Origin of the sequence: Mesobaculum littorinae, from assembly GCF_004011175.1 — a bacterium.
GTDB classification, from domain to species: domain Bacteria; phylum Pseudomonadota; class Alphaproteobacteria; order Rhodobacterales; family Rhodobacteraceae; genus Tranquillimonas; species Tranquillimonas littorinae.
Map to the genome: position 1 here is coordinate 20,842 of NZ_RQXX01000007.1, position 17,989 is coordinate 38,830.

Annotated in this window: 18 protein-coding genes; 13 read left to right on the forward strand and 5 right to left on the reverse strand. The window is 69.3% G+C overall.

Annotation, left to right across the window (positions count from 1 at the left end; all coding sequences use genetic code 11):
* The first annotated feature begins 55 nt into the window (after positions 1 to 55).
* From EKE94_RS16035 to EKE94_RS18725, 4 genes are all read left to right on the forward strand, one after another.
* A complete protein-coding gene (locus tag EKE94_RS16035) occupies positions 56 to 1,138 on the forward strand; it encodes a flagellar motor protein MotB (RefSeq protein WP_127907648.1) in 1,083 nt (360 codons plus the stop codon).
* 279 nt (positions 1,139 to 1,417) lie between these two features.
* Positions 1,418 to 2,092, forward strand: a complete 675-nt coding sequence (locus EKE94_RS16040) for a hypothetical protein (RefSeq protein ID WP_127907649.1) — start codon at positions 1,418 to 1,420, stop codon at positions 2,090 to 2,092.
* Positions 2,093 to 2,182: 90 nt separating this feature from the next.
* Complete coding sequence (locus tag EKE94_RS16045; protein WP_127907650.1) at positions 2,183 to 3,967, forward strand: flagellar hook-length control protein FliK; 1,785 nt, start codon at positions 2,183 to 2,185, stop codon at positions 3,965 to 3,967.
* A gap of 20 nt (positions 3,968 to 3,987) precedes the next feature.
* Positions 3,988 to 4,692 carry a flagellar hook assembly protein FlgD gene (locus tag EKE94_RS18725; protein ID WP_164870991.1) on the forward strand — a complete coding sequence of 235 codons (705 nt, stop codon included), beginning with the start codon at positions 3,988 to 3,990 and terminating at the stop codon, positions 4,690 to 4,692.
* On the opposite strand, the gene EKE94_RS16055 is transcribed toward EKE94_RS18725, so the two are convergent.
* The 5 genes from EKE94_RS16055 to flgF form a co-directional block, all read right to left on the reverse strand.
* A complete protein-coding gene (locus EKE94_RS16055; protein ID WP_127907651.1) occupies positions 4,689 to 5,435 on the reverse strand; it encodes a hypothetical protein in 747 nt (248 codons plus the stop codon). The two genes, EKE94_RS18725 and EKE94_RS16055, sit on opposite strands and share 4 nt — an antisense overlap.
* Positions 5,436 to 5,499: 64 nt before the next feature.
* Entirely contained in the window at positions 5,500 to 6,252 is a 753-nt protein-coding gene (locus tag EKE94_RS16060; RefSeq protein ID WP_127907652.1) for a flagellar basal body L-ring protein FlgH, read from the reverse strand.
* Complete coding sequence (flgA, locus tag EKE94_RS16065; protein WP_127907653.1) at positions 6,249 to 6,920, reverse strand: flagellar basal body P-ring formation chaperone FlgA; 672 nt, start codon at positions 6,918 to 6,920, stop codon at positions 6,249 to 6,251. The genes EKE94_RS16060 and flgA overlap by 4 nt, the downstream gene beginning before the upstream one ends.
* On the reverse strand, positions 6,920 to 7,705 hold the full coding sequence (flgG, locus tag EKE94_RS16070; protein WP_127907654.1) for a flagellar basal-body rod protein FlgG: 786 nt from the start codon (positions 7,703 to 7,705) through the stop codon (positions 6,920 to 6,922). Before flgG ends, flgA begins: the two co-directional genes overlap by 1 nt.
* Before the next feature lie 37 nt (positions 7,706 to 7,742).
* On the reverse strand, positions 7,743 to 8,489 hold the full coding sequence (flgF, locus tag EKE94_RS16075) for a flagellar basal-body rod protein FlgF (RefSeq protein ID WP_127907655.1): 747 nt from the start codon (positions 8,487 to 8,489) through the stop codon (positions 7,743 to 7,745).
* A 337-nt stretch (positions 8,490 to 8,826) separates the two neighbouring features.
* On the opposite strand from flgF, the gene EKE94_RS16080 reads away from it, so the two are divergent.
* The 9 genes from EKE94_RS16080 (at position 8,827) to EKE94_RS16120 (ending at position 17,982) form a co-directional block, all read left to right on the forward strand.
* Positions 8,827 to 10,587, forward strand: a complete 1,761-nt coding sequence (locus tag EKE94_RS16080; RefSeq protein ID WP_206615101.1) for a hypothetical protein — start codon at positions 8,827 to 8,829, stop codon at positions 10,585 to 10,587.
* 115 nt (positions 10,588 to 10,702) lie between these two features.
* Positions 10,703 to 12,001, forward strand: a complete 1,299-nt coding sequence (locus EKE94_RS16085) for a flagellar hook protein FlgE (protein WP_127907657.1) — start codon at positions 10,703 to 10,705, stop codon at positions 11,999 to 12,001.
* Positions 12,002 to 12,022: 21 nt separating this feature from the next.
* Positions 12,023 to 13,432, forward strand: coding sequence for a flagellar hook-associated protein FlgK (flgK, locus tag EKE94_RS16090; protein ID WP_127907658.1), 1,410 nt, complete (start codon positions 12,023 to 12,025; stop codon positions 13,430 to 13,432).
* Between the two features lie 8 nt (positions 13,433 to 13,440).
* The gene (locus EKE94_RS16095; RefSeq protein WP_127907659.1) at positions 13,441 to 14,499 is read left to right on the forward strand and encodes a flagellin; all 1,059 of its coding nucleotides are present in this window, start codon (positions 13,441 to 13,443) and stop codon (positions 14,497 to 14,499) included.
* Between the two features lie 128 nt (positions 14,500 to 14,627).
* Positions 14,628 to 15,740 (forward strand): flagellar basal body P-ring protein FlgI, encoded by a 1,113-nt coding sequence (locus EKE94_RS16100; RefSeq protein ID WP_127907660.1) that lies wholly within the window; start codon positions 14,628 to 14,630, stop codon positions 15,738 to 15,740.
* A 17-nt stretch (positions 15,741 to 15,757) separates the two neighbouring features.
* Complete coding sequence (locus EKE94_RS16105; RefSeq protein WP_206615102.1) at positions 15,758 to 16,102, forward strand: hypothetical protein; 345 nt, start codon at positions 15,758 to 15,760, stop codon at positions 16,100 to 16,102.
* Positions 16,099 to 16,509 carry a hypothetical protein gene (locus EKE94_RS16110; protein WP_127907661.1) on the forward strand — a complete coding sequence of 137 codons (411 nt, stop codon included), beginning with the start codon at positions 16,099 to 16,101 and terminating at the stop codon, positions 16,507 to 16,509. Before EKE94_RS16105 ends, EKE94_RS16110 begins: the two co-directional genes overlap by 4 nt.
* Before the next feature lie 108 nt (positions 16,510 to 16,617).
* A complete protein-coding gene (locus EKE94_RS16115) occupies positions 16,618 to 17,457 on the forward strand; it encodes a flagellin N-terminal helical domain-containing protein (protein ID WP_127907662.1) in 840 nt (279 codons plus the stop codon).
* Between the two features lie 123 nt (positions 17,458 to 17,580).
* Entirely contained in the window at positions 17,581 to 17,982 is a 402-nt protein-coding gene (locus EKE94_RS16120) for a flagellar biosynthesis regulator FlaF (protein WP_127907663.1), read from the forward strand.
* The last annotated feature ends 7 nt before the right edge of the window (positions 17,983 to 17,989 follow it).

The window sequence follows — 17,989 nt, forward strand, 5'->3', positions numbered from 1 at the left end:
CGGGCCACGGGCCCGCCGCCGCGGCGCCGATCTTCGCCCTATTGTCCGGGACATCATGGCTGACCGATCGGCGCCGCCAATCATCATCAAGCGCATCGAGGACGACGCCGATCATGGCCATCATGGCGGCGGATGGAAGGTGGCGTATGCCGACTTCATGACCGCGATGATGGCGTTCTTCCTGCTGTTGTGGATCCTCGCGGCCTCGGACGAGGAAAAGCTGCGCGGCCTCGCCGATTACTTCACCCCCGCCATTTCGGACGCCGGGGGGCGGGGGCATGGTCTTCTCGACGGGATGGTGCTGGGGGCTGAGGGCACCCTGTCGGGCACGGACGGCCCGCAGAGCGAGGTGCAGTTGCCGAGCTTCGGGCAGGAAAATCCGCTGGCCGTCTTCGACAGCCGCCTGCGGGACGAGGCGCCCCATGTCGTCGTGGAATATGCCACGGTTCCCGATGGGACGCCGGTCGACGAGGCGCTGAAGCAGGCCGGGCACGGCGCGGCCGAACCTGGCGCCGGCGCGGCGTCCGCCGCCACCGCGGAGGCCGTCGATCCGCAGCAGGCCGAGGCCGGGCCAGCGGACGGGGGGCAGCCCGATGCCGCCCGTGTCCAGCTTGATACCGCGGCCGACCGCATCGGCATGGCGATCCGTAACCACGAAGAGCTGCGCGACCTGACCGACAACGTCCGTCTCAGGCAGACGCCCGAGGGGCTTCTGGTCGAGGTTCTGGACGCCGAGAGCCGGTCGATGTTCGCCTCGGGCAGTGCACGGATCGATGGCGAGACGCGCGAGCTAGTCCAGATCATCGGCGCGGCCATTGCCGACCTGCCGCAGTCCATCGTGATCTCGGGCCATACCGACAACGTGCCCTTTTCGAACGCCGCCGCGGGGTACGGCAACTGGGAGCTTTCCGCCGACCGGGCCAACGCGACGCGGCGCATTCTTCTGGATACCGGCGTGACGCCGGCCCGCATCGCCCGGATCTCCGGCCTCGCCGACACCCGCCCGCTGGATGCCGCGCATCCGGGGGCGCCGCAGAACCGGCGGATCAGCATCCTCGTCCAATACCCCGAGACGCCGCAGGCCCCGGCAGGGCAGGGCGGCGGCAGCCCGACAGCCCCGGCGCCCAACCCCGACTGAGGCGGCCGCCGGGCTATCCGCGACTGTGGGCCGGGTGTCGGACAGCCTTGCCGGACCGCTCGCGACTGGTGTGGCAAAGCGTCAGTCCGGAAATTTTCTTGCGCCGGGCCGAATCGAACGGCTTCACGCATGGCAATTCTCGCAATAGTGTCATTCTCGAGGCAATGCATCGAGCAGGATAAAAAAAACCTGATGCGTAGAATTGAGTTGTTGAAGACGATCTGGCAGGGGGGACTCCGTCCCGCGGCCGGACCTGACGTACGTGTGCGAAGGCGTCAATTGCAGGCGCTCGTCCCCGCGGAAACCCTGTTTCTGACCGCGACCGCCGGGATCGGCGCGCCCGTCGTGCTGTCGGACGAGGCCGAGCTTATGCCGGCCCTGTCCCTGGGCGATGTTCTGGCGGAAGAGATGGACCTCGACGTGTCCTATGGCACGCTCGTGGTGATCGAACCTGCCGGAATAGATCCGCACGCGCGTGCCGGGTCGCGGCACCTGGGGCGGATCCTGGCCGAAATCCTGCTTTGCGTAATGCGGCGCGGGGTCTTTCCGTTGGAGCGGGAAACCGACGCGCTCTACCTTATGGCCTGTGGCTTCGGGCGCCTGTCCGACACGCCCCGGCTGTCGGCGCTGGGCGTGCGACCGGCCGAGTTTCACGACGGCCTGGCGCGCGGCCTGGGACGCTACTGGTCCGGGGCCGAGGCCACGGGGGTCTGTGAGACCGGCCTGTTCTCGGGGCCCGAGGCACTGACCTCGCCCGAGACCCGCGCCTTTCTCAGGGCGCTCGATCCCGGGTTCTCGGTCTCCGACCTGTCCCGGATCGAGGCCGCCGTGACGCTGGCCGATACCAGCCCCCGGTCGAGCGAGGAGGTCTTTGCCTGCCTCGCCGACGGCGTCGGCGCAAAGCTCGGCAGCCAGGGCGCGGTGTCTCACAAAAGCGGCTATCGGATGTCCTGATGGGCGGGCGGGGCCAAGTAATGCTTGGTCCCGCCCTATCGGCTCTGCATAGTCGGGCCGAGCGAAGACAAGAATAGTTTGGATTTATCCATGCAGCCGACCCTGAGCACGGTCGTGCCGTCCCATGCTGGGGCGGGCGGCGCCGGATCGACCGTAGCGGCCCCCGCTGCCGGTCGCCAGTCCGCCGCCGGAGCCGTCTTCGCGGGGCTTCTTCCTCATGATGCCATGCCGGCGACCCAGCCTTTGGCCGCACCTGCCGGCCTCGCCCTGTCCGACCCGGCGATGCGGGATCGGCTGTCGGCGGCGCTGGCTGATCTGGAAGATGCCGTGCAGGCCGGTCTTGCAGACCTGCCGCCCACGGCGGGGCAGGACGAGGTGCTCGGTGTGGCGGGCCTCGCGCTCGCCCAGTTCCGCGAGACGGTGCAAGCGGTATCCGATGAAAGCGGCGTGGACCTGGGCGGCGTGATGCGTACCAATCTCGCGGCCTCGGAGGCGAGGTTGGCCGGGCTTCTGGACACGGCCGGGACCTCCGCACCCATGGCCGTCTCCGGCGACGCGGTGCGGGATGTCGCGAAGGTCGCGGCCGGGCTTCTGGGACACGCGGCGGCCCCCTTCGCGGTGCCGCCCGGGCCCGTTCGCGACCTGTTCGACCGCATGCTCGCTCAGCCGCCGCGCCGGGCCGGTGCCGTGCAGGCGGTGGCCGGGGCGCCCCACGCGGGGGCAGAGGCGATGGGTCCGACGCAGGGTGCCGGTACCGCTGGACAGATGCCCGCACCGGCCACGACCGAGGCGCAGCAAGCGCCCGGGTCGGTGGCCCATGATCCGGATGGCCGCGGTGCATCGGCCCTCACGGCCCCGTCATCCGAAGCCGCTCCGCGCCTGCCGAGCGACTCTGCCAGGGCCGCATCGGGCAAGGGAGCAGAGCCCCCCGCCGTCGCTGCGCGTGCGGAGAGTCAGCCAGCCTTGGCCCCCAATCCGCAGCCTCGGGTGGCTGCGCCGCAGTCGACGCCTGACCCGAGCGCAACACCGGCGCCCGCGACACTGGGGCCCGCGACGCTGGGCCTGACCGTCCCGGGCACAGGGGCCGACCGGGTGTCACCCGCCCTGACGGCGCCGCGTCTGGGCGCCGTGCGCGGTGCAGGCACCGAAGGGCGGCCCGGGGACCCGGCTGCGCAGGCCCCCGCTGCCAAAGCGCCGGATACGGAGGATGCGGTGGAACCGGACCGTTCCCCCGCGACGCGAGCAAAGGTGCGGGAGGCCATCGTTGCGGCGCTTCGCGATGCCGTCCAGGCCCAGTCACACGGGCCGGGGCCGGGCGCCACGTCCGTCGCCCAGTCCCAGCCCCTGCCGACGGCCATGCCGCCGGTGCCGACGCATCCGGGGGCGGCGTCACCCCCCGCCGGCCCGCCCTCTGATCAGGCGGTCCCCAACCAATCCGCGCCAGACCAGCCCGCATCCGGGCAGGCAGGCGCCGCTGGGTCCGAGACGCAGTTGCGGCGTGCGTCGCTTGCCGGGCAGACCCTGCGGGTGGACCTGGGGCATGCCGAGCTGGGGGATGTCGAAATCGACCTTGCACCGGGCGATGGCGGCAAGCTGCGCATCGTCCTGCGGGCCGAGAATCCGGCGATGCTTGCAGCGCTGCGGCAGGACCGCGATGGCCTCGCCACGCTTCTGCAAAGCTCGGGCATGGCGCCGAGCGGAGGCGAGGTCGGCTATGAAAGCATGGGACAGGGACGCCGCGGCGCGCCTGACCAAGGCCGCGCAGTTTCGCCCGCCACGCCCCCGGACGCGCTGTCCGAGGCCCCGCTGGCCCCCCAGATCCCCGCCGCGCACCGGCCCCTTCCCGGGCCCGGGCGGCTGGATATCCTTACCTGATCCCGCAAAGGAGGCGCCATATGGCCATCGATCCCAGCACCGCTCAGGGCCTGCCCTTCGCCAACACGGCGACGCAGGGCACCCCTGGCGGCGGCGCCGCGCAATCCGCGATGAGCAAGCTGTCGGGCGACTACGAGAGCTTTCTCAAGCTGCTGACGGCGCAGGTCGCCAACCAGGATCCCCTCGCGCCGATGGATTCCACGACCTTCGTGACCCAACTGGCGCAGCTGAGCCAGGTCGAGCAATCCGTGCAGACCAACTCGAACCTCGAAGACATCGCCGCCCGTCTCGGCAACGTCTCGGCCATGGCAGACATGCAGCTGATCGGGCGCGAGGTGACGCTGCCCACCCAGATGGTCGAACTGCGCGACGGCGCGGGGCGCTATCAGTACGAGCTGGCCCGTGCGGCGGACGAGGTCGACGCGGTCATCCGGTCGGCGGACGGCACCGAGATCCGGCGCATCACCGGCCTGCCGACGGAGGGCGAGACGCGGCTCGACATGGTGTGGGACGGTCTGGACAATGCCGGCCTGCCGGTGCCCGACGACACCTTCACGGTCGAGATCGAGGCGCGCGACGCCGAGGGCGAGCGCATCTCTTATGCCGGGGTGGCCCGCACCGGCGTCGAGTCGGTCGAGTTCGTCGAGGGGCAGGGGATGCTGACCCTGCGCAACGGCGAGGTCGTGCCGTCGGCGCAGCTCTGGACGATCCACGCCGGCGGCTAGCTGCGCGGCACGTCCATCTTGTAAAGCGACAGGAACAGCACGTCGTCGAGGCCCGCGAAGTCGCGGCCGAGGTCGGTTCGGATCGAGCTCGACAGCACCTCGCTGTCGATCGAGGCGCCCTGCATCACGGGCAGAGCGGCCGCGTCGTGCATCGAACGCAGGATTGCGTCGCGCAGCCGCGTGGCGTTTTCGACGACCCGGTATTCCGCGGCCCGGTCGGCGGTTTCAAAAGCAATGCCGAAATCGGCGACGACGTAGGTGACCGTCGCGCTCTTGTAGACGGGGACGGTCATCCGCCCCAGCTTGACCACCTCGGCGGGCACCTGGGTGGCGGGGTTCATGCCGGTCACCTTGGCCGTATGTGACCCCGGGTCGGGGGCTGTGCCGTGCGGCGCGGGGCCTCGGGCATGGAGTTCGGCGGTTTCGGCATGCGTGGTGTCATGTCCCGCGTCGCCATGGGCCGCGGGGTGCTGCGGGGCGGGCTGGGCGTGCATCGCGGCGTCTGCCGGCCCGGACACGGCCGGTTCGGGAAAGGGCGGCGCCCCCGCGGCCTGCTGCCCCTCGTGCGGGGCCGTTTGCGGGGCGGCGTCGGGCGAGGCCTCGGAGGAATCGACCGAGGAGTCGCCGGCCGGTTCGGCATGCGATGCCGTGCCCGCTTCGGGACCGAGGACGTGCCCCGCGCCATATCCTGCGGCGAAACAGGTGGCAGGCAGGGCCAGCGCGGCGATCAGGATCTTCTTCATGTCAGGCGGCACCCGAGGTTTGCTTGCCCCGGATGTGCCTGCCCTTCACGGCGTCAATCGGTGGTTAATAGGGCAATATTACGTCCATGACGTCTTCGCCGTAGCCGCGCACCTGCTGGCGCGACAACTCTCCGCGCCCGCCGTAGGCAATGCGGGCCTCGGCGATCTTCTCGTAGGGGATGGTGTTGTCGAGCCCGATATCCTCGGGTCGGATCAGGCCCGCGACGCGCAGTTCGCGCAGCTCCTGGTTCACCTTCACCTCCTGCCGTCCGGCGACAACGAGGTTGCCGTTGGGCAGTTTCTGCACCACCAGCGCCGCGACCTTTAGGTTGATGGTCTCGGACCGTCCGATCGACCCGCTGCCGTTGGCGGAGGTCGAGGAGGATATGTCGACAAGGTCGCCCGAGGGCAGGTCGTCGGGGCCGACGCCCGGCAGGATGCGGTCGATCTGGGTGCCGTAGCCGAAAAGCTTCGGGTACCCGATCTGCCCGCCGCCCGTCCGCTGGCGCGAGGTGGCGTTGCGCAGCTGCGCCTCGTCGTCGATCTCGATCAGGATGGTCAGGATGTCGCCCACCTCTTCGGCGCGCTGGTCGCTGAAGAACCCGTCCGACCCGCGCTGCCAGAGCGAGGCGCTTTCGGCCCGGTAGGGCAGGCGCGGCACCTCGGGCGGCGGCATCGGAACCTGCACGCGCGCGACCTCGGGGATCGTGCCGGGCCCGACGACAAGGTCCGAGGTTTGCGGATCGCGATCGAAGACGTCGCGGTTGCCGCAGGCCACGAGGGTCAGCAGCGCGAGAAGGGGAAGGGCGGGTTTCATTTGCGGACCTCCACCTCGCCCTCGCCGACAGCGATGCCAACGATCGAGGTGTTCGAGACGAGATTGACGATTTTCACCTGCTGGCCGCGATGCGCGTCGGCCAGCGCGCGGCCGGGGGCGGTCAGCTTCAGCTTTCCGTCGGCAAACCGGATCGACACCCGGTCGCCGCGGTCGATCACCAGCGGCTGCATCACGGATTGCTGCATGATCGGGCGGCCCTTGGTCAGCACGCGGCGCACCTGCAGCCCCACCAGCGCCTGCGCGTCGGTGACGGCAAAGGCGCCGACACGTCCGTGCGGCAGCCGGATGGTTTCGATATCGGCCTCGGTCAGGATCGCGTCGGGCATCAGGCGGCGCGTCGGCACCGGCACCGGCATCGTCAGCATCGCCAGCCCCGCCACGCGGTTGACCTGCCCGTCGGGACGCACGGCGTTGGCGACGAATTGTCCCGTGGCCGTATCCATCCAGTAGGCCGACAGCATTACCGCATCCCCGGCCTCGCCCCCCTGCACGGCGATGTCGAATTCGCCGCTGTCGGGCAGCTCGGGGCCATAGCTTTCGCGCGCCTTCTCCTCGATCAGCACGGCGAGGCTTTCGGCACGGGCGGCGGCGCCGAGCGCCGGGCCAAGCGCGGTCAGAAGGCAGAGCAGAAGGACGAGACGGCGCATTACTTGATCTGGTTCGCGGTCGACAGCATCTGGTCCGCGGTCTCGATCGCCTTCGAGTTCATCTCGTAGGCGCGCTGGGCCGAGATCAGGTCGGTGATCTGCTGGATGATGTTGACGTTCGACCCCTCGAGGTGCCGCTGCCGCACGATGCCCACGCCCGGATCGCCCGGGTTCGCCGCCTGCGCATCGCCCGAGGCGGTGGTGGCCAGCATCAGGTTGTTGCCCACCGGTTTCAGCCCGCCTTCGTTGACGAAGGTCGACATCGTCAGGCGCCCCAGCTCGACCGGGTTGGGATCGTTTTCGATAAAGGCCGACACGGTGCCTTCCTCGCTGATCTCGATGTTCACGGTGCCCTCGGGGACGTTGATCCCGGGGTCCATCTCGTAGCCCTGCAGCGTCACGATCTGCCCTTCGGGCGACAGCTGGAACGACCCGTCGCGGGTATAGGCCTGCCCGCCGTCGGGCATCATCACCGCAAAGTAGCCGCGCCCGTCGATCGCCAGGTCGAGGGGGTTCTCGGTGGCCATCAGCCCGCCTTGGGTGTTCAGCCGCACGGTGCCCGCGGGCTGCACGCCAAGGCCGATATCGACGCCCGTGGGCCGGGTCGTGCCCTGCTCGGAGGTCAGCGCGCCCTCCCGCTCCATCGTCTGGTAGACCAGGTCCTGAAACGCCGCCCGCGACGATTTGAACCCCGTCGTGTTGGCGTTGGCGATGTTGTTCGAGATCACGTCGACATTGGTCTGCTGGGCCAGCATGCCGGTCGCGGCGATTCCAAGGGCCTTCATGCGTGTCTCCTTTTCCGGGGCAGGTGGTGGGGAGGGGTCAGGTGATCCGGCCGAGCCGGCGCAGCATGTCGCGGCGCAGGTCGTCCTCGCCATCCATCAATTTCACGGCGCGTTCGTAGGCGCGCTGGATGTCCATCATCCGCGTCATCTCGACCACCGGTTCGACGTTGCTTTGCTCCAGCGCGCCCTGCACCATTTCGGTGTCGCGGGCGGGCAGGGGGGCGGCCCCGCCGTCGGGGGCGATGAACTGGCCCGCGCCGATCCGGGTATAGGCCTGCAGGTCGGGCAGGTCGAAGACGCCGACCTGCCCCATGACCCCGCCCTGCGCATCGGTGATCGTGCCGTCGCGCGAAATCTGCACGCCGCCCGCCGCGTCCGGGGGGATCGCGATGGCGCCGCCGGCCGGGTCCAGCACCTGCGCGCCGGACTGGGTGACAAGGTTGCCCTGCGCATCGATCGAAAACGACCCGTCGCGGCCAAAGCTCTGCCGGCCGTCAGCGCCGCGGTAGGAAAACCAGCCCGCGCCCTGCAACGCCAGGTCCAGCGGGTTGCCCGTCTGCACCATTGCGCCGGGCCGGTCGTCCAGGAACGAGCCGCGGTCGATCACGTAGGCCGTGTCGTCCATGCCGGATCCGCCGCCCGAGGCTTCGAGATAGGAATCGAACAGCATACGTTCGGATTTGAAGCCGGTGGTATTGGCGTTGGCGATGTTGTTGGCCGACACGTCCAGTTCGCGCCGCATCGCGGTCGCGAGGGACAGCGGGACATAGGACGATGTGTCCATCCGGGGATCTCCTCTCTTCCGTCCTGGCCGGCGCGCGCCCCTGGGGGGCAGCCGTGCGGCGTGTCTTTCCGGGCCCGCTTTGCAAGGAATTCATCGTGCCGGGGCAAGTGTTCTTGTGCACAGGCTGCCGCGCTATTTACGGTTATGCAAGATTAGCGATAAAGAAGACGGGCGAGTGCGTCATTATTCCATCATTGCGGCCGGGTTTGTTCTTGTATCGACGTGTGCAATCCTTGCGCCCGCATCGGTGCTGGCCGACCCTGACCCCTCGGGGGGGCGCGACGGCCCGCTTGCCGGGGCCGTGATGGGGGAGGGCGGGCCCATAGCGCCCGAGAGCGTGCCTGCGACGCCCCAAGGCGAAGCCGGGACCACGCCGGGCGCGGCCGTGGCGCCCGAGGGCTTCGTCCTGGGCCTCTATTCGCGCGAAACGTTTCTGGAGGACCGCGCCGGCCTGCTTGACCGGCTCGCCACGGCGCCCGACGGACCGGGCGACCGCACGGCGGCCCTGGCGCAGGCGCGGATGGATCTGGCGGAATTCTTCGTGGCCCATGTCCTGCGGGCCGAGGCACGGTCGATCCTGGATGCCGCGGGGCCCGGCGACCTTGGCCCGCGGCAGACCGCGCGGTGGCACGCGCTGGACGCGGCGGTGACGATCCTCGGCCCCGACACCGCGCCTCTGCCCGCGCCGGGCAATCCGCTGGCCGTAGCGGAATGGCCCGACCGGCCGTTCTGGGCGGTGCTGGACGCCATCCGGCGCAGAGACGTGGCGCGCGCGGCGCCCGACCTCGGCGCCGCCTTCGCCCTGCTCGACAGCTACCCGGCGCCGCTGGTCGAACACGCGCTGCCGCTGCTTCTGGAGCTTGCGATCGAGGTCGAGGACTGGGCCCTGGCCCACGATATCGCGGCCCGCTTCGATGCCTACCCTATTTTGCGCGCCGGGCCCGCCCATCCCTTCCTCCTGGGTCTCGCGGCCGAGCGGACGGGCCAGTTGCTGCTGGCCTTCGACAGCTATGCCGATGCCGCCGAACGGCAGGGGCCCTACGCGCAGCGGGCGCGGCTGGCGCTGGTCGGGATCGGGCAGGCCACCGGCACCATCGACGACGCCGAGGCGCGCGAAATGCTGACCGCCATCGCGACGGGCTGGCGCGGCGGGCCGCTGTCGTTGCGGGCGCTGCAGGCGCTGGCCGAACTGGACCGGTCGCGCGATGCGCCCGTCGCCGCCTTGCAGACGCTGGGCCGGGTGATCGAGGATTTCGCGGGCGAGGAGGCCGCGGCGTTGGCCCGCCAGCAGGCCCGCAGCCTGATCCGCGACTATTACCGTGACGGGGCCTCGGGGCGGATCGGGGCGTCGCAGTTCATGACCGGCCATCGCCAGATCGGCCGCTACTACGAATTCGAACCCGGGTTCGACGCCGAGGCCGAAAGCTGGGCGGACCGGATGCATGCCCTAGGGGCCACCAGCCTTGCCGCCGACGAATACGCCGCGCTGTCCGACCGCCTGTCGCTGAAACGCGATCTCGAGATCGAGGACGTGCCGCCCGCGCGGCTGGACGCGCTGCGGCTGAAACGCATCGCGGCTTTGTTGGACGGGGGCCAGACCGACCCGGCGGCCGAGTTGATCGACCGCGGGCTCGACACCGCGGATCCCGCGCTGTCCGACCAGCTTGCGGCGCTCGAGGTGCGGCTGGGCCGGGCCACTGGTCGAACCGCGGACCTGCGGGCGCGCCCTGTCTCTGCGCGCAGCACCGCGCATCGACGGCTTCTGGCCGAGGCCGATTTCGCCGCGGGCGACTGGGCCGGCGCGCGCGACGGGTTCGCCGCGTTGTGGCAGGCAGGGGAGGGGACGCTGACCTCGGCCGACGCGGTGCGGCTGTTCCTCGCCGCCTACCGGTCGGGGGATACCCAGCTGGCGCGCCGCGCGGCGGCGACCTTTCCCGACCTCGCGCTTCTGCCGCAATACGGCGACATCGCCGCGGACCTGACCGAACCCGAGGACGCGTTGCTGCCGCTGCGACGTGCCGAGGCCCTGGACCGGGTGCAGGCGGCGGGCAGGACGCTTGACCGGCTGCGCGAGATTGAGGCGGCAAGGACACAGTGACCGGACAATCATCGCGGTATTGCGCGAGTCGCGCCTATCTTTCGCCTCGATGGACCTGTTTTAAGATTAACCAAGAACTAATGGGCGCAAACCCAAGGAACGAGGGGCAGTAATCATGAGCATCACGAACGCCTTGAACACCGGGGTCAGCGGCCTGATCGCCAACTCCACCCGGGTGGGCAAGATCTCCGACAACATCGCGAACGCCAGCACCGTGGGCTACAAGCGCGGCTTTGCCGATCTCGTCACCCAGACCACCGGTGGGCAGGGAACCTCGTCCGGCGTGCGCGCCGTGCAGGGGTCCGAGGTTGCGAACGAAGGGGTCCTGCGGACCACGACACGGTCCACGGACATGGCGATTTCGGGCGGCGGTTTCTTCATCGTCTCGAAGAATCCCAACGACCCGGTTGCCGCGAACTACATGCTGACCCGTGCCGGCGCCTTCAGCCCCGACGAGAATGGCGACCTGAAGAACTCGGCCGGGTATTACCTGGCGGGCTATCCCTACGGGTCGGACAACACCATCGGCCAGGTGGACCGCACCCAGTTCGACGACCTGCAGACCGTGAACCTGAACTCGGGCCAGATGACGGGGTCGGCCAGCAGCGAAATGGACATGGCGGGCAACCTGCCGTCGCAGGCCACCGGCCTTGCCCAGCCCGGCGATGCCTTCGTGTCGACGGGCGAGTTCTATTCGCCGCTGGGCGCCGCGCAGCGGCTGGAATTCTCGTGGCAGCCTGGCGTCGATCCCAACCAGTGGACGCTGACCGTGAATGTCGAGGGCGGGCAGCCCCTGGGCAGCGTCGATGTCGGGTTTCACGACGCCGGCGCCTTTGCGGGCGCGCCGCAGGCCTATGCCAACGCCACCAACCTCGCCGCGGCGCCCGCGGCCTTTGACTTCGACCCGCAGACCGGGATCGCCACCATCACCGTCGATAACGGACAACAGCCGCAGGTGCTCGAGGTCACGATCGGCGCGCCCGACACCTTCGGCGGCATGACCCAGTTCTCGGGCGACTACACCGCGCCCGAGATCACGGCGGACGGGGCGCAGACGGGCACGTTGGTCCGCACCGAGATCGACGAAGAGGGCGTGTTGTACGGGGTCTTCGACAACGGCAACCGCAAGGCGCTGTACCAGATCCCGGTGGGCGAGGTGACCAACCCCGACGGCATGCTGACCGCGCCCGGCAACGCCTACCAGCTGACGCGCAGCGCGGGCAACCTGCGGATCTCCGAGGCGGGGGCCGGCACCGCGGGCACCATCGCCGCGAATTCTCTCGAAGGGTCGAACGTCGAGATCGCCGAGGAGCTGACCGACCTGATCCAGACCCAGCGGGCCTATTCCTCGAACGCCAAGATCGTGACCACGGTCGACGAGATGCTGGACGAAACCATGCGCCTGAAGCGCTGAGGCGCCTGAGGGACCGGGATCATGAGCCTTTCCTCTGCCTTCCTTTCCAGCCGCAGCGGGTTGCAGACCTCTGCGCGCTGGGCCGAACTGACGTCCGACAACATCGCCAACGCGGGGCGGGCGGGCTATGCGCGCCGCGGGCTAGAAATGGCGTCGTCGGGCACCGGCGCTGGCGTGACGATTACCGGCATCCGCCGCGAGGCCGACGCCGCGCTGTCGCAGATGCACCGCACCGAAACCGCGCGGCTGGCGACACAGGCGGCGCGGGCCGAAACGTTGCAGCCCTATGTCGCGGGGCTGGGCAAGCCGGGGGATGCCACGGCGATCCCGGGACGGCTGGCCAGCCTGCAAACCGCCTTCGACACCCTGTCGCTGTCTCCGTCCGAACCCGCGGCGCAGCAGGGCGTGCTGTCGGCGGCCGAGGGGCTGGTGGGCTCGTTAAGGCGGGCCAGTGACGGCCTGGACAAGATGAAGCAGGATCTGGTCCAGGGGATCCGGCGCGACGTCGCCTCCGTGAACGACACGCTCGACACGATCTCGCGGCTGAACGTAGCCCTGTCGCACGAGCCCGATCAGACGGCAAAGCGCGCCACGCTCGAAGACCAGATGGCGGAGCAGATCGACACGCTTTCGGGCTATCTCGGCATCAACGTGGCGACCACGCGCACCGGCGATTACACCATCACCACGACCGGCGGCACGGCCCTGGTCGAAGGCGCGCGGACCCAGCCGCTGGCCTATCGCGCCGATACCGGCCTTCTGATGGCGGGCGAGCGGGACGTGACTCCGGGCTCTGCCACCGCGAATGCCTTTGACCAGGGGTCGCTGGCCGGGCGGATGGGGATACTGCAGGACGACCTGCCGCAGATGCGCGCCCAGCTTGACGGCCTGGCCGCGGGTCTTGTGCAGGCGTTCGAGGCTGCCGACACCTCGCGCACCGGCGGCGCGCCGGGGCTTTTCACCGATGCAGGCTTGCCCCTGGGGGATCCCGAGGGGCTGGCAGGTCGCATCGCGGTGAACGACGCGGTGCGGCCCGGGGCAGGCGGCGCCCTCTGGCGGCTGCGCGACGGGGTCGGGGCCGCGGCCCCGGGGCCCGTGGGCGCGACCGATCAGATCGACGCCTTTGCCCGCGCGCTTGGCACGCCGCAGCGCTTCGACCCCGCCGCCGGGCTGGGGCAGGACCTGACACCGGGCGATTTCGCGGCGGCGGTCGTGTCGGCCCATGCCGGTCTGCGGACCGCAGCGCTGGACGAGGCCGACGCGATCTCGGTCGGGGTGCAGGCGGTCGAGACCTCGCGCGCCGCGGCCGAGGGCGTGAACCTCGACGACGAATTGCAGCAGCTGATGCTGATTGAACAGAGCTACGCCGCCAATTCCAAGGTGATGAGCGCGGTGGCCAACATGCTCGACACCCTGATCGCGGCAACCTGAGGGGCATCATGTCAGCCATTTCCGGCAGCCTGCCGTCGCTGTTCACCAACCTCACGCATCGCCGCCAGATCTCGGACCTCGGGGCGCAGATGGAGCGCGCGGCACAAGAGGTCTCGACCGGCGAGAAGGCGGATCTCTATCGCGCGCTGGGCCACAAGTCGGCCGAGGCGATCGAGCTTCAGGCCCTGTTGCAGCGGACCGAGGGCTTCGTCACCGGCAACAAGGCGTTGGCCGGGCGGTTGGGGTACGAGGCGGACGTTCTGAAATCGGCGCGCGGCGTGGCCGAGGAGGTGCTCGCGCTTAGCGTGCCCAACCGCGATCAGCCCACGGAAACGGTGCGCAGCCTGAAATCCGCCGCCGATGCCGCCCTGTCGCGGCTGGTGCCGATGCTGAATCAAAGCTTCGCGGGCGCCACGCTCTTTGCCGGCGCCGCAACCGACACCGCCCCCCTGCGCGAGCTTGACGCCGCCGATCCCGCCACCGGCCAGACCCCGCGCGACACGCTGGCGGCGCTGATCGACGGGCCGCTCAGGACGCAAGCCGATGTCGACGCCGCGCTGCAGGCGATCGACGGCTTCTTCAACGATACCGGCGCCGGGCCGGGCTACCGCGGCACGCTCTACCTGGGGGCGCGCGCGGAGGACGGCGGAACCGGCGCGCGGATCGACGAGACGACGCGGCTCGCTTCCGGGTTTTCGGCCGACGCGCCTGCGGCGCGCGACATTCTGAAGGGCCTCGTGATGATCGCGGGCGCCGATCCTGCCGCCATCGAGGACCCCGAGGCCTATGCCGGGTGGATGGACGCCGCGGTCGGGGCGCTGTCGCGGGGAAGCACCGCCCTGCTCGCGGCCGAGACGCGCCTGGGCAGCCAGCAGGCCACGCTGGATGAGACCATCGAGACGCAGGAAACACGGTCGGACCTGCTCAAGCAGCAGATTGGCACCCTGCGCAATGTCGATCCCTTCGAGGCGGCGACGCGCCTGACGGACCTTCAGACGCGGCTGCAGGCCTCCTACCAGGTGTCGGCCATGCTCTCGCGGATGAGCTTTCTATCCTACATGGATTGATTCGCTTTGGCAGAGCGAAGCATGAATTGATGCAACACTATCGGTAGAATTAATCGAAGTTACTTGATGCCTATCCATCGACAAAGCTTAATGGAGGCATCGACACGAACAGGATCCCGCGCCCCGCCATGCCGTTCCGCCCGCTCCATCTTCTGCTTGCGCTCGCTGCGCTGACCGTCGGCCTCGCCGCGGGCGGGCCCGCGCCGGCGGACGTGCGGATCAAGGACATCGCGACGTTCGAAGGCGTGCGGGAAAACCAGCTTGTGGGGTATGGCCTTGTCGTCGGCCTGAACGGCACCGGCGATCGGCTGCGCAACAGCCCCTTCACCCAGGCCTCGATCGAAGGGATGCTGGAACGGCTGGGTGTCGGCAACCTCGCCAACGAAGAGATCAGGACCGAGAATACCGCCGCGGTGATGGTCACCGCGATGCTGCCGCCGTTTTCGCGGCTGGGCGGCACGATCGACGTCGTCGTGTCGTCGCTGGGCGATGCGACCTCTCTGCGGGGCGGGACGCTGATCGTCACGCCGTTGTCGGGGGCCGACGGCGAAATCTACGCCGTCGCGCAGGGGCCCATCGCGGTCGCGGGCTATGCCGCGCAGGGCGTCAACGCCAGTATCGTCGAAGGCGTGCCGACCGTCGCGCGCATCGAAAACGGCGCCACGGTCGAGCGCGAGGTCGACTTTGCGCTCTCCAGCCTCGATTCGATCCGCGTCGCGCTGCGCACGCCCGACTTCACCACCGCCCACCGCGTGGAACAGGCGATCAACGCCGCGATCGGCGGCGGGGCGGCGGCACTCGATTCCACCACGATCGAGGTGCAGCGCCCGGGCAAGGCCGACATCCCCGAGCTGATCGCCGAGATCGAGGGGCTTCGCGTCGCGCCCGACAGCGTGGCCAAGGTGGTGATCGACGCCCGCTCGGGCACCATCGTCATCGGCTCGAACGTGCGGATCGACCAGGTGGCGGTGTCGCAGGGTGGCCTGACCGTCATCGTGCGCGAGGATATCGAGGTCAGCCAACCCGAACCGATCTCGATCGGGGAAACCGTGGTGGTGCCCCAGACAGAGGTGCGCGTCGAAGAGCGCGAGGCCAAGTTCACGGTGATCGAGGGGGATGTCAGCCTGCAACGCCTGGTCGACGGGCTGAACGCCATCGGCGTCGGCGCGACCGAGACGATTTCGATCCTGCAGGCGATCAAGGCCGCGGGCGCGCTTCATGCCGATCTGGAGATCATCTGATGCCCGGCGCCGCGGATATGCCCACTCTGACCGCCACCGCGCAGGCCCGTCCGGCCACCGCCGCCCGGCCAGCGGCCGGGGCTGACGCCGTCGCCCGGGATTTCGAGTCGGTGTTCCTGACCCAGGCGGTCGAGGAGATGATGAAAAGCGTCGATCTGGGCGAATTCGCCGGAGGTCAGGCCGCCGAGACATGGCGCAGCTTCCTTGCCCGCGCCGTCGCGGACGAGATCGCGGGGCAGGGCCGTACCGGCATCGCGCAGAGCGTGCAGTCGAAGATCGCCGCCTACGGGCCCGCGGGGACCGAACGTGTGGGCACCCAACGCGGGGGCACCGGGCCCGCCTTGGCAGGGGGCAACGGATGAGCGACACGATCACCCATCCTTCCGCTGCGGCGCTGGACGCCATCCTAGAGATGTCCGCGCTGCTCGACCGGGAAGAGGCCGCCTTTGCCGCCCGCGACCCGCAGGCCGCCGCCGCGCTGGCCGAGGCCAAGGCCGACGCGGCCACCCGGCTTGACGCCGCGCTGGACCCGTCCCTGGCCGAGGACCCACAGGTCCGCGCCGCGCTGGCCGATCTGCGCCCCCGCATCACCCGCAGCGAACGCGCGCTGTCCCGCCTGGCCCAAGCCACCGGCGAGATCGCGGCCGAGTTCGCCCGCATCCGCAAACGTCATTCGCTATCGGGCACTTACACCGCCAAGGGGATGGCCAGTGAACCGGCGCAACCCGCGTCCGGACCCAGCCACCACAAGGTAGATAATTCGTACTAAGTTCGCCCGATTTCGACCACTTTTAACCTTTAGCAAGGTTAACGCGGCAGCTGCCGCTTTTCGTCAGAAAGACGATCATCCAAACCAGAACAGGACCGGAGCAGTATAATGTCTTCCATTCTCACCAACAATTCCGCGACCGCAGCCCTCTCGACCCTGCGCAACATCAACTCGAACCTCGAGTCGACCCAAGGCCGGATTTCGACGGGCCTCAAGATCACGTCCGGCAAGGACAACGCGGCGTATTTCTCGATTTCCGAGACGATGAACGCCGAAAGCAACATGTACAAGGCGATCGACGAAAGCCTGACCCTGCGCCAGAACGCCGTCGCCACCGCCCGTCTGGGCGCTGAAACCGTGTCGGACATCGCCGAGAAAATGGTCGAGCGCGTCGCCTTCGCCCAGGGCAGCCTTGGCGATTCGGCCGCGCTGGCCGACATCCAGGGCGAACTGACCGAACTCGCGTCGCAGATGGAAACCACGATCGACCAGGCCACCTTCAACGGCCGGTCGCTGGTCAAGGGCACCGCCACCGAGACGGTCGTCACTGGCATCAACCGCACCGGTGCGACGCTCGACACCACGACCTTCACCTTTGACCAGCAGGACCTTGGCGCCATCCACACCGCGATGTCCGCGCTGGATGTCACCGCGCCCGCGGACGCGGACGCGATGAAGGCCGTTCTGGTTGCCGCCGAAACGCAGCTGCAGACGGCGCTGGGTTCGGCCACGGCGCTGGGCATCGCCGAGAAGTCGATCGAGACGCAGAAGGGGTTCCTTTCGGAACTGACCAACCGCATCGACGCCGGCGTTGGCAGCATGGTTGACGCCGACATGGAAGAAGAGGCCGCGCGCCTGCAGTCGCTGCAGGTCCAGCAGCAGCTGGCGACGCAATCGCTGTCGATCGCCAACCAGGCGCCGCAGGCGATCCTGAGCCTGTTCCGCTAAGACCGGGCCCCCGACCGCCCGGCCGAAGTTCCGGCCGGGCGGACGCGGCGGAGGCCCGTGCCTCTGCCCGGTTCCTAAGCCCGCGGTCCCGGCCGCAGCGCCCCAGCATTCCAGGTGATTTACATGAGTATTGCAGCCTACAAGCGCACCATGCGCGACACCGAAACACCCCGCCAGATCGAACGCCGCCTGATGTCGCAGGTCACCGGCAAGCTCGATCGCTTCGCCGCCGAATTCGACGCGGCCGAAAGCGGTGTGCAAAAGCTTCAGATCCTGTCCTCGGGCCTGCGCGACGCGCTGCACGAGAACGTGGCGCTGTGGAGCGCGCTCAAGTACGACCTGATGACCGGCGGCAACAGCCTGCCCGAGAACCTGCGCTCGTCGCTCGTGTCAGTCGCGATGTGGATCGAGCGTCAGACCAGTTCGGTCGTCGGCGGCGCCTCGGGCGTGGCGGCCCTGGTGGCGGTCAACCGCAGTATAGTGGACGGTCTGTCGGGGCAGGAACCCGGTCCCGTCGCCGTCTGAGGAGCGC